The sequence below is a fragment of the Mesorhizobium sp. M7A.F.Ca.US.014.04.1.1 genome (genome assembly GCF_003998745.1).
In the GTDB taxonomy this organism is placed as follows: Bacteria; Pseudomonadota; Alphaproteobacteria; order Rhizobiales; family Rhizobiaceae; genus Mesorhizobium; species Mesorhizobium ciceri.
Genome location: NZ_RZRW01000176.1, coordinates 1 through 10,113 on the forward strand (window position 1 = coordinate 1; position 10,113 = coordinate 10,113).

A 10,113-nucleotide genomic window follows, 5' to 3' on the forward strand; every position below is an offset into this window, starting at 1 on the left:
CCGGCATCCAGCTCTCTCCAAACGCGACGCGCATCCTTCGCCAGCTTGGCGTGCTCGACCGGCTGCTGCCGGCAGCGGTGCGGCCGCAAGCCGTGGTGTTGAAGAAGGCCGCGACCTTGCGCGAACTGGCGCGCGTGCCGCTGGGGCAAGCCGCCGAAACCCGCTGGCAAGCACCCTATCTCGTCGCGCACAGGGCCGATCTGCAGAGCGCATTGACCGCGCGCGTTGCCGAGGTGCCGGATATCCATCTCACCACCGGCGCGCGCATCGGCGACGTTGCCTCCGGCCCGCATGGCATCACGGCGACGGCCGAGATCGACGGCAAGACCATCGAGGCGGAGGGCTTCCTGCTGGTCGGGGCCGATGGCGTCTGGTCATCGGTGCGCCCACTTGTCGACTCGGCCAAGGGGTCGGCTTCGCCAAGAAACCATTTCTCCGGCGAACTGGCCTGGCGCGCGACCATCGCAGCCGATAGCGCCGCGGGGCAGAGCTTTGCCGCCATCGGCGCCAGGGACTGCGTCACCACCTTCCTGCATCCCGGCTTCCATATGGTGGCCTATCCCGTCAGCAAGGGTGCGGCCTTCAATCTCGCGGCCTTCACCAGGGGCGACCGCATTGCCGAGGGCTGGTCCGGCAACGCCGACGCCGGGATCCTGACCCGAGCTCTTGCCGGCACTGCGGCAGAACTTGCCCGTCTGGTCGAGCAGGCCGGCCCGTGGACCGCGTGGCCGATCCACACTGTCGACCCGCAACAGCCCTGGACAACACCGAACGGCATGGCGCTGATCGGCGACGCCGCGCATGCGATGACCCCATTCGCGGCGCAAGGTGCGGCCATGGCGATCGAGGATGCAGCGACGCTTGCCGACGCCGTCTACGCCTCCCCTACGAACCCGCTGGCCGCGCTTGCGGTTTGGGAACAGTCACGGCGGCCGCGTGTCGCGCAGGTCGCCCGACGCGGCGCTGTCAACCGGCTGGCCTGGCATGCCGCAGGGCCGGTGGCGATTGCGCGCAACGTGTTCCTGAAAATGCGCTCGTCGGAAAAACTCGCGGCGGATTTGGACTGGCTCTATGGCTGGCGGGCACCGGAGGCTGACGAAAGCTGAAACCTGCGAAAGGTTGGCGGGACAGAGGGGGGTGTGAAGGAACGCGACACTCGCCAATTCGCGGAATGCCCACGCTAATTATACAGCCGCATCGATAGCCCGAGCGATACAGGCAGCGGGTTCCACCAGCCGGTGCGCAGGCCTGCGGTGCGCAAGGCGGCCGCCGTCCAGGTGTTGCAGCCGATCAGTGCGTTGAAATGGCCGTTGGCTTCGTAGAAGCCGTCGAACCTGGAATAGGCCGCGTCCGGAACGAGGATCGGGCCTTCCGGTCCGCGCTGGAAACTCGCATCGATGAAATCGAGCAACGCCGCGAACCGGTCCTCTGTGATGTCGAACCCCGCGATGTCAGGGGGCGGTTCGAGGATGTCACCGGCGACATCGACATGCATGACCGACGCGTCGAGGGTCAGTGCCTTCATCACCGGTACCGCCTTCAGCTCGGACCATGTCGGCGTCTCCAGGTAGAAGGCGCGACCGCCCCAGCCGAAGACGATGTAGCGGACCTCCGGCCTGTCGGCCGGTATGCCGGCGTCGACCAGGAAGTGGAAACGCTGGCGCACGGCATCGTCGACCGGGATGGCGATATCGGTGTGGATCGGATTGTTCAGCACCAGGATGTGGCGCGTCGCGGCGGGCATGGCGGCGGCCGCCGGCCACAGCGGCCGCGGCACGAGGGTGCCCGTCGTCACGGCGAGAGCGACGACAATCAACAGAAGGCCTAGAAAACGTCCCAGTCTCTTCATGAAAAGCGGCTCTGCAAAAGCGCTCCAGCGCGACAGGAACGGTCGCCTGTTATGCCATACGCAAAAGAGCCCGGCAGTGTTTCAGCCGGGCTCCTCGCAAACATCGAAAGCCTAGTGCAGGATCTGCGACAGGAACAGCTTCGTGCGCTCATGGCGCGGGTGGTCGAAGAACTCGGCCGGCGTGTTCTGCTCGACGATCTGGCCCTGGTCCATGAAGATCACCCGGTTGGCGACCTTGCGGGCAAAACCCATCTCGTGGGTGACGCACAGCATGGTCATGCCTTCTTCGGCAAGGCCAACCATGGTCTCCAGCACTTCCTTGATCATCTCCGGATCAAGCGCCGAGGTCGGCTCGTCGAACAGCATGATGCGCGGGTTCATGCACAGCGAGCGGGCAATCGCCACACGCTGCTGCTGGCCGCCGGAAAGCTGGCCGGGATATTTGTTGGCCTGTTCCGGGATCTTGACGCGCTTGAGGAAATGCATGGCGATTTCCTCGGCCTGCTTCTTCGGCGTCTTGCGCACCCAGATCGGCGCCAGCGTGCAGTTCTCCAGGATGGTCAGATGCGGGAACAGGTTGAAGTGCTGGAACACCATGCCGACCTCGCGGCGCACCTCGTCGATCTTCTTGAGATCGTTGGTCAATTCCTTACCGTCGACGATGATCTTGCCCTTCTGGTGCTCCTCCAGGCGGTTGATGCAGCGGATCATGGTCGATTTGCCGGAGCCGGAGGGGCCGCAGATGACGATGCGCTCGCCGCGCATCACTTTCAGGTTGATGTCCTTCAGCACATGGAACTCGCCATACCATTTGTGCATGGCGATGATGTCGATGGCGACATCGGTCGTCGAAATCTGCATCTTGGCGGCGTTGACCTTGATCTCTTCGGCGCTGACGGCATTTTCGGTGGCCATGAGAGGGATCCCCTTGTTCTTTTGTTTATGTTTAGCGTTTGTGGCCGGTGTCGAGCCGGCGTTCGGTGTACATTGAATAGCGCGACATGCCGAAGCAGAACAGCCAGAAGACGAAGGCGGCGAAGATCAGGCCGGACCTCGCCGTCTGCGCGGTTGCCCAGTTTGCATCGGAAAAATTCTGTTTGACGATGCCGAGCAGGTCGAACATCGAGATGATGATGACCAGGCTGGTGTCCTTGAACATGCCGATGAAGGTGTTGACGATGCCCGGGATGACCAATTTGAGCGCCTGCGGCATGACGATGAAATACATCTTCTGCCAATAGCCGAGGCCGAGCGAATCGGCACCTTCATATTGGCCCTTGGGGATCGCCTGCAGGCCGCCGCGCACCACTTCGGCCATATAGGCGGCGGCAAACAGCGACACGCCGATCAAAGCGCGCAGGAACTTGTCGAACGAAACGCCCTCCGGCAGGAACAGCGGCAGCATGACGCTGGCGAAGAACAGCACGGTGATCAGCGGGATGCCGCGCACCGTCTCGATGAAGACGACGCACAGCGTCTTGATGATCGGCATCTTGGAACGGCGGCCGAGCGCCAGCACGATGCCGAGCGGCAGCGACACGGCAATGCCGACGAAGGACAGGCTGAGCGTTACCAAGAGCCCGCCCCAAAGCGAGGTCTCGACATGCGGCAGGCCGAACATGCCGCCGACCAGCAGGACGAAGGCGACGATCGGCAGCACGAAGAACAGCAGAACCGCATTCAGCCCTTTGCGTGGCACCTTCGGCATCAGCATCGGCACCAGCAGCGCCACGAACAGGATGGCGACCAGGATCGGCCGCCAGCGCTCCTCGATGGGATAGCGGCCGAGCATGAACTGGCCGAACTTGGCATTGACGAAAGCCCAGCAGGCGCCGGTCCAGCCATCCGGCTGGATGCCGCCTTGCGCCACCGTGGCGCATACGGTCCGGTCCGGCCCCGTCCACACGGCGTTGATGAACGCCCAATTGATGATTTGCGGCAGGATCATCGCCACCAGGGCGATGCCGACGATTGTCAAAATGGTGTCGCCGGTAGACGCGATCAGGTTCTTGCGCACCCATGCGCCGAGGCCGGTGACGCTGGCGGGCGCCGGCTGCGCCAGCACCATTTCGGTGCGCACCCAGGACATATCATGTTCTTGCATGTCCTTACCTCACCTCTCCACCAGCGCCATCTTGGCGTTGAACCAGTTCATCACAAGCGAGGTCAGAAGGCTGATGGCGAGATAGATCACCATCATGATCACCACGCCCTCGACGGCCTGGCCGGTCTGGTTCAGCACTGTCCCGGCGGTCGCCGTCAGGTCCGGATAGCCGATGGCGATGGCCAGCGACGAGTTCTTGGTCAGGTTGAGATACTGGCTGGTCAGCGGCGGAATGACGATGCGCATGGCCTGCGGCACGACGACCAGCCGCAGGATCGATCCGGAACGCAATCCCAACGCTCCGGCGGCTTCCGTCTGGCCCGCGCTGACACCCCTGATGCCGGCACGCACGATCTCGGCGATGAAGGCGGCGGTATAGCAGGACAGCGCCAGATAAAGCGACAGGAACTCCGGCCGGACCTGAAAGCCGCCGGTCAGGTTGAAAGTCGACTGCTTGGGGTAATCGAAGCTCAGGGGAAAGCCGCTCAGCGCATAGGCGAGCAGCGGCAGCCCGACGATCAGCGCCGCGGATGTCCAAAACACCGGAAATTGCTGGCCGGTCGCCATCTGCCGTTGCCGCGCCTTGCGCGCGACGAACCACGCCATGGCGATGCCGACGAGCAGGGCGACGAAAATCAGCCATGAACCGTCGCCCCATACGGCGCGTGGAAAATAGAAACCGCGCTGGTTGAGAAAGGAGCCGAACGGCAAATTGATGCTGTCGCGTGGCGCCGGCAGCACGGCCAGCACGCCGGAATACCAGAAGAAGATGACCAGCAGCGGCGGGATGTTGCGGAAGACCTCGACATAGACGGTGCAGATCTTCCTGATCAGCCAGTTCTTCGAGAGCCGGCCGATGCCGATGACGAAGCCGATGATTGTCGCGGTGATGATGCCGACGATGGCGACGATGACCGTGTTGAGGAGGCCGACCAGAATGGCGCGGCCATAGGTCGAATCCGACGAATAGGCGATCGCGCTCTCGCTGATATCGAAGCCGGCGCGGCCCTTGAGGAAGCCGAAGCCTGAAGCGATGCGCAACCGCGTCAGGTTGTCGATGACGTTGTGGGCAATCCACCAGACGCCCGCCACCAGCAGCACGACGACCAGCACCTGGAAGAATATGCCCCGGATTTTCGGATCGTTGATGAAGGAGCCGCGGCTGGGCTCCTCGCGAAGTACGTCCTGCGATGCCATTCGACCGTCCCCTGGAAAGAGAAACCGGGAGGCAGATGATCTGCCTCCCGGATCACATTTCGATCAGCGGATCGGCGGCGCGTATTGCAGGCCGCCCTTGGTCCACAGCGCGTTGATGCCGCGCGCGATCTTCAGCGGGCTGCCCGAGCCGACATTGCGCTCGAACATTTCGCCATAATTGCCGACGGCCTTGACGATGTTGACCACCCAGTCATTGGAGACGCCGAGATCGGTACCGATCTTGGTGTCGGCTTCCTGGCCGAGAACGCGCTTGATCTCGGGGCTGGCCGAGTTCTTCATCTCATCGACATTGGCCTTGGTGATGCCGAGCTCTTCAGCCTGCAGCAGCGCAAAATAGGTCCATTTGACGATGTGGTACCACTGGTCGTCGCCCTGGCGAACGGCAGGTCCGAGCGGCTCCTTGGAGATGATCTCGGGCAGCACGACATGGTCGGCCGGCGATCCCAGCGTCAGGCGTATGCCATAGAGGCCCGACTGATCGGTGGTGTAGACGTCGCAGCGGCCGGCATCATAGGCGGCGTTGACCTCTTCCAGCTTTTCGAAGACGACGGGATTGTACTCCATCTTGTTGGCCTTGAAGTAGTCGGCGAGGTTCAGCTCGGTGGTGGTGCCGCTCTGCACGCAGACGGCTGCGCCCGAGAGCTGCAATGCCGAATTGACACCCGGCAGCTTCTTGGCGTTGATCATGAAACCCTGGCCGTCATAATAGGTGACGCCGATGAAATTCAGGCCGAGTGCCGTATCGCGGTTGATGGTCCAGGTGGTGTTGCGCGACAGGATGTCGATCTCGCCCGACTGCAGCGCGGTAAACCGCTCCTTGGCGCTGAGCGGCGTGAACTTGACCCTGGAGCCGTCACCGAAGACGGCGGCCGCGACAGCGCGGCAGAAATCCGCATCGATGCCTTGCCAGTCACCCTTGTCGTCCGGCGCCGAAAAGCCGGCCAGGCCGGTGGAGACGCCGCACTGGATGAAGCCCTTCGCCTTGACGGTGTCGAGCGTGGCCGCCGACGCGGCGGACGCCATCAATCCAAGCGTGGCGGCGCCTAGAATGCCGATAGCAATGTGTTTCATGACCCACAGACCCTTTTCTCTGTTTTTCAGGAGTAAATCCTGATTTTTTTCTCCCGTGTGAACGCGGCTTCATCCCGGCCCATCCCGAAACCCCGCATCGTAACCGACGCGCCGCCTCCCATTCACAAATGTCATCGAAGGCGATAATTCCTGTGAGGTCAAGGGAAATGACCCAAACCCGAAGAGTTTGAAAACCGATTGCCGTAAATGCCTGATTTACAGACAAACACGCCCGCGAATTAGTCAGCAGGGGCCAATAAAGGCGGCAAAGCTGATGCAACGCCAACGCGGGGCCGATACCGGCCGCGGCAGCGAAATCCATCCCGGGCAAATACCTCGTGGTTGTTGACCTCCGCGTGGGGCGAACTACCATGTCCCAAGATTGTCTTCTGACGATTTACTGGCGGCTGCAGTCCAATACAGGTCGCAGACGAAGACTGTTCTCAAGAGGCTTGAAAGACGATCCAGGTCCCGATGCCAGCCATCAACGCGCCTGAAACGCGCGGAATCAGCTGCCCGGTCGGCACCGTCTTCTCCAGCAGGACGAGGATGGCGATGCCGGCGATCCACAGCACGTTCATGACGCCACCGACGAACAGCAGAGCCATCAGCGCCCAGCAGCACCCCAGACAGTAGGCGCCGTGATCGATGCCCAGCCGGAGCGCGCCGAGCGGAGCGGAGCGGAATCCGCCATGGCCGGCCAGGAACGCGATCGGGGCCTGACATTGGCGCAGGCAGACGCCCTTCATCGGCGTCCATTGATAGAGACCGGCGGCGATCAGGACGAGGCCGCCGAGGACCGCGCTGCCGGTCGCCATCGAGGGGTCGAGCAAGGCAAGACGGGCGAGCAGCCATTGCGCACCGGTCGCCACGAGGCTGAAGACGGCCCAGACGGCGAGGTAGCCGGCAAAAAACCATCCCGTCGAAGCGATGGGCCTGCCATCCGCCCGCGCCTTGCGGCCGACACCGGCATAGAGCAGCAACATCGGTGCGACCGAAGGCGTCATCATGCCGACCATCATCACCGCCCACATCGTGAAGGTGAAAGCGAAATCGGCCAATGCCCAGGCCCGGATGCCTGGCGCCACGGCGGCGCCCATATCCATGCCGCCCATACCCATGTTCGACCCGTCCATATTCGACATGTCCATTCCGGCCATGTCACCGCCTCCGCTGTCCGGCAAGGCGGAGCCGGGCATGACCATGTCGGTGGCGAGCCACAGCACATAGGCCCAGGCGAGCACGGCAATCACCACGAGCGCGGCCATCACGACCGCGCGATCGCGCCGCAGCACCGCCTCGAGGGCCGTGTCGCCCATTGGATCAGGTCAATGCACGATGCCGCTCTGCGTGAGATGCAGATTGGCGAAATGGCTGTGCGTATCGGCCAGCTCGAACTTGATCGGGCCCGTCGCCTTTGTCCAGCCGCGCCCGACCTCGGCGATCGCGTATTCGAAGCCGTGCGGCAGGTCGATGCGCGCCTGGTGGGCAGCGCCGGTGACCGGATTCCGGATCGGCTCGCCACGACCGTCGGTTATACCCTCGACATGCAGCTGACTGGTTCGCGCGTCGACGTCGATGTTGAATTCGATCGGCGCAAAGATCGGGTCGTGGAACTTCTCCAGCGTGGTCGAAAAGACCTGGAATATCGTTGCACCCGGTTCGGTATCCAGACCGCCCAATATGCGAAGCAGCGCGCCACGTTGGGCTTCCGTCGCCCTCTCGTCGATGATCACCGCGGCTTCGCCCCCGCCCTGGTGTATGGCGCCGGGCCAGCTGAAAATCCCGACGAACCGCAATCCGTCGAGCTTGGTGTCGCCGTGATGGCCGCTTTCGATTTCCATGCCGGCGACCGCCTGGCAGAACCCGTATGTCGGCATGGCGTTGAACTGGCACGGGCAGCCATAGGCGCAGTTGCAGTTGATGAATTCGCGCGCCTTCATGGCCCATTTGACGTCCGGCATGGCATTCCTCCCTTGCCGCGCTCACGCTTGGTGAGCGCGATCCGGATCGTGGAGGACCAGAGGTCAACCGGCAGCAACCATCCGGCAGCATCTGATCGAAGCAATCCGGCGATTAATATTAGCCGACAATCATATACCTTCCGCAGCCGCCCACAATAGCCGATCGGCGGAGATGAGGGCTCCGAACGCAGGTCAATCAAAGACCGCCTTTTCGCGATAGGAATTTTTTCTTGACAGCCTGCCCTCAGCTATGATACATTTTCGTCCATGGTGCTGATTTGCGCCGATGACCCGCCGCACAGGCGGGTTTTTCGTTTTGATATCCTGTCCCCGCATCGCTGTTTTTGCCGCGACGAATTGGCATATTCGAAGTCCATCTCCTGGCGGACGGTGGCTGTTGCACGGTCCATGCCGCCGCACTATGGCTAGCGGCTTGTCAAACAAGGCGACGCAGAATGGCGAAAGACGGCGAGCACTTTAGCGGCGGGATGGGCATCAACACGCGGCTTGCCCATTCGGGCAACAATCCGCACGACTATTTCGGCTTCGTCAATCCGCCGGTGGTGCATGCCTCGACCGTGCTTTTTCGCGACGCGGCGTCAATGGCGGCTCGCACCCAGAAATACACTTACGGCACGCGCGGCACGCCGACGACCGATGCGCTCGCCCACGCCATAGACGCGCTGGAAGGTTCGGCAGGCACGATCCTGGTGCCGTCGGGCCTTGCGGCGGTGACGGTACCGCTGCTCGCCTTCGTGTCGGCCGGCGACCATCTGCTGATCGTCGATACCGTCTATCATCCGACCCGCAACTTCGCCGACACGATGCTGAAGCGGCTGGGCGTCGAGGTCGAGTACTACGCCCCCCATGTCGGCGCCGGCATCGCGGCGTTGATCAAGCCCAACACCAAGGTGGTGTTCACGGAATCACCGGCCTCCAACACCTTCGAGGTGCAGGACATCCCAGCCATCGCCAAGGCGGCGCACGCCGCGGGCGCCATCGTCATGATGGACAATACCTGGGCGACGCCACTGTATTTCCGCCCCCTCGACCACGGTGTCGACATCTCGATCCATGCGGCGACCAAATACCCGGCCGGCCATTCCGACGTGCTGCTTGGCACGGTGTCGGCCAATGAGAGCTGCTGGACGCATCTTTATGAAAGCTTCTGCACGCTTGGCTGCTGCGCCGGGCCCGACGACGTCTACCAGGTGCTGCGCGGCCTGCGCAGCATGGGCGTGCGCCTTGAACACCATCAGCGCAGCACGCTTGCCATCGCCTCCTGGCTCGAAGGCCAGAAGGGCGTGGCGCGCGTGCTCCACCCGGCCCTGCCCAGCCACCCGGACCACGAACTGTGGAAGCGGGACTTCTCCGGATCGAGCGGCATCTTTTCCATCGTGCTTGCCGGCGGCGGACAAAAGCAGCAGCACGCCTTTCTCGACGCGCTGCAAATCTTCGGCCTCGGCTATTCCTGGGGCGGCTATGAGAGCCTTGCCGTGCCGGTCTGGCTCGGCGACCGCGTTGTCGCGAAGGCCCCCTATGAGGGTCCATTGATCCGCCTGCAGATCGGCCTCGAGGACGTCGACGACCTGAAGGCCGACATTTCGCGCGGCCTGACCGCGGCGGCGGCTGCGTAGCGGAATTCTATTCCCTCAAATTGCAGTTTCCCGGATCAGTTTGGCTTTCAAATTCAACGATGCCGCGTCATTGCGGTGCGATCAGCACATTTTCGACTTCCCCTGGAATATCGGCAGAGTTTTCGACCCCATGGCTTTCCGCCTTTTTGTTCCCATTCTTGCCGGCGCGACGCTGCGCGAGCGTCTCGTCGCCTGTATCGGCGCGACGATCGGCATTGCACTCACCGGTGTGATCGCCAGCCTTGTGCTCGGCAACGGCCCGCACGTGCC

At 62.8% G+C, this 10,113-nt stretch carries 9 protein-coding genes and 1 pseudogene; 3 read left to right on the forward strand and 7 right to left on the reverse strand.

The genetic code is table 11. The features are described from left to right. Positions 1-1,106: FAD-dependent monooxygenase (locus EOA22_RS14100; protein ID WP_127390038.1), on the forward strand; the 1,106-nt coding region annotated here is incomplete at its 5' end. 74 nt (positions 1,107-1,180) lie between these two features. Here the strand turns inward: EOA22_RS14100 and EOA22_RS14105 are convergent. The 7 genes from EOA22_RS14105 to EOA22_RS14135 form a co-directional block, all read right to left on the reverse strand. After that, positions 1,181-1,849: a TIGR02117 family protein gene (locus EOA22_RS14105; RefSeq protein WP_013532419.1), complete on the reverse strand. Its 669-nt coding sequence runs from the start codon at positions 1,847-1,849 to the stop codon at positions 1,181-1,183. A gap of 111 nt (positions 1,850-1,960) precedes the next feature. After that, positions 1,961-2,764, reverse strand: coding sequence for an amino acid ABC transporter ATP-binding protein (locus tag EOA22_RS14110; RefSeq protein WP_013532420.1), 804 nt, complete (start codon positions 2,762-2,764; stop codon positions 1,961-1,963). A gap of 31 nt (positions 2,765-2,795) precedes the next feature. Continuing rightward, positions 2,796-3,953: an amino acid ABC transporter permease gene (locus EOA22_RS14115; RefSeq protein ID WP_013532421.1), complete on the reverse strand. Its 1,158-nt coding sequence runs from the start codon at positions 3,951-3,953 to the stop codon at positions 2,796-2,798. Positions 3,954-3,962: 9 nt separating this feature from the next. Then, complete coding sequence (locus tag EOA22_RS14120; RefSeq protein ID WP_013532422.1) at positions 3,963-5,150, reverse strand: amino acid ABC transporter permease; 1,188 nt, start codon at positions 5,148-5,150, stop codon at positions 3,963-3,965. A gap of 63 nt (positions 5,151-5,213) precedes the next feature. Continuing rightward, positions 5,214-6,242 (reverse strand): amino acid ABC transporter substrate-binding protein, encoded by a 1,029-nt coding sequence (locus tag EOA22_RS14125; protein WP_013532423.1) that lies wholly within the window; start codon positions 6,240-6,242, stop codon positions 5,214-5,216. Between the two features lie 443 nt (positions 6,243-6,685). Beyond that, entirely contained in the window at positions 6,686-7,561 is an 876-nt protein-coding gene (locus tag EOA22_RS14130) for a DUF2182 domain-containing protein (RefSeq protein WP_013532424.1), read from the reverse strand. A gap of 9 nt (positions 7,562-7,570) precedes the next feature. Beyond that, on the reverse strand, positions 7,571-8,206 hold the full coding sequence (locus tag EOA22_RS14135; RefSeq protein ID WP_013532425.1) for a DUF1326 domain-containing protein: 636 nt from the start codon (positions 8,204-8,206) through the stop codon (positions 7,571-7,573). 455 nt (positions 8,207-8,661) lie between these two features. Here EOA22_RS14135 and EOA22_RS14140 point away from each other — a divergent pair, with 455 nt between their 5' ends. Both EOA22_RS14140 and EOA22_RS14145 read left to right on the forward strand, forming a co-directional pair. After that, positions 8,662-9,843 (forward strand): cystathionine beta-lyase, encoded by a 1,182-nt coding sequence (locus EOA22_RS14140; RefSeq protein WP_013532426.1) that lies wholly within the window; start codon positions 8,662-8,664, stop codon positions 9,841-9,843. A 40-nt stretch (positions 9,844-9,883) separates the two neighbouring features. Continuing rightward, positions 9,884-10,113 (forward strand): annotated as a pseudogene (locus EOA22_RS14145) (hypothetical protein); the annotation flags it as partial.

What these genes read in the sequence shown, in the direction of transcription:
- EOA22_RS14110 (WP_013532420.1), bottom strand. Translation starts at nt 2,764, where the DNA reads ATGGCCACCGAAAATGCCGTCAGCGCCGAAGAGATCAAGGTCAACGCC.
- EOA22_RS14105 (WP_013532419.1), bottom strand. Translation starts at nt 1,849, where the DNA reads ATGAAGAGACTGGGACGTTTTCTAGGCCTTCTGTTGATTGTCGTCGCT.
- EOA22_RS14140 (WP_013532426.1), top strand. Translation starts at nt 8,662, where the DNA reads ATGGCGAAAGACGGCGAGCACTTTAGCGGCGGGATGGGCATCAACACG.
- EOA22_RS14130 (WP_013532424.1), bottom strand. Translation starts at nt 7,561, where the DNA reads ATGGGCGACACGGCCCTCGAGGCGGTGCTGCGGCGCGATCGCGCGGTC.
- EOA22_RS14125 (WP_013532423.1), bottom strand. Translation starts at nt 6,242, where the DNA reads ATGAAACACATTGCTATCGGCATTCTAGGCGCCGCCACGCTTGGATTG.
- EOA22_RS14115 (WP_013532421.1), bottom strand. Translation starts at nt 3,953, where the DNA reads ATGCAAGAACATGATATGTCCTGGGTGCGCACCGAAATGGTGCTGGCG.
- EOA22_RS14120 (WP_013532422.1), bottom strand. Translation starts at nt 5,150, where the DNA reads ATGGCATCGCAGGACGTACTTCGCGAGGAGCCCAGCCGCGGCTCCTTC.
- EOA22_RS14135 (WP_013532425.1), bottom strand. Translation starts at nt 8,206, where the DNA reads ATGCCGGACGTCAAATGGGCCATGAAGGCGCGCGAATTCATCAACTGC.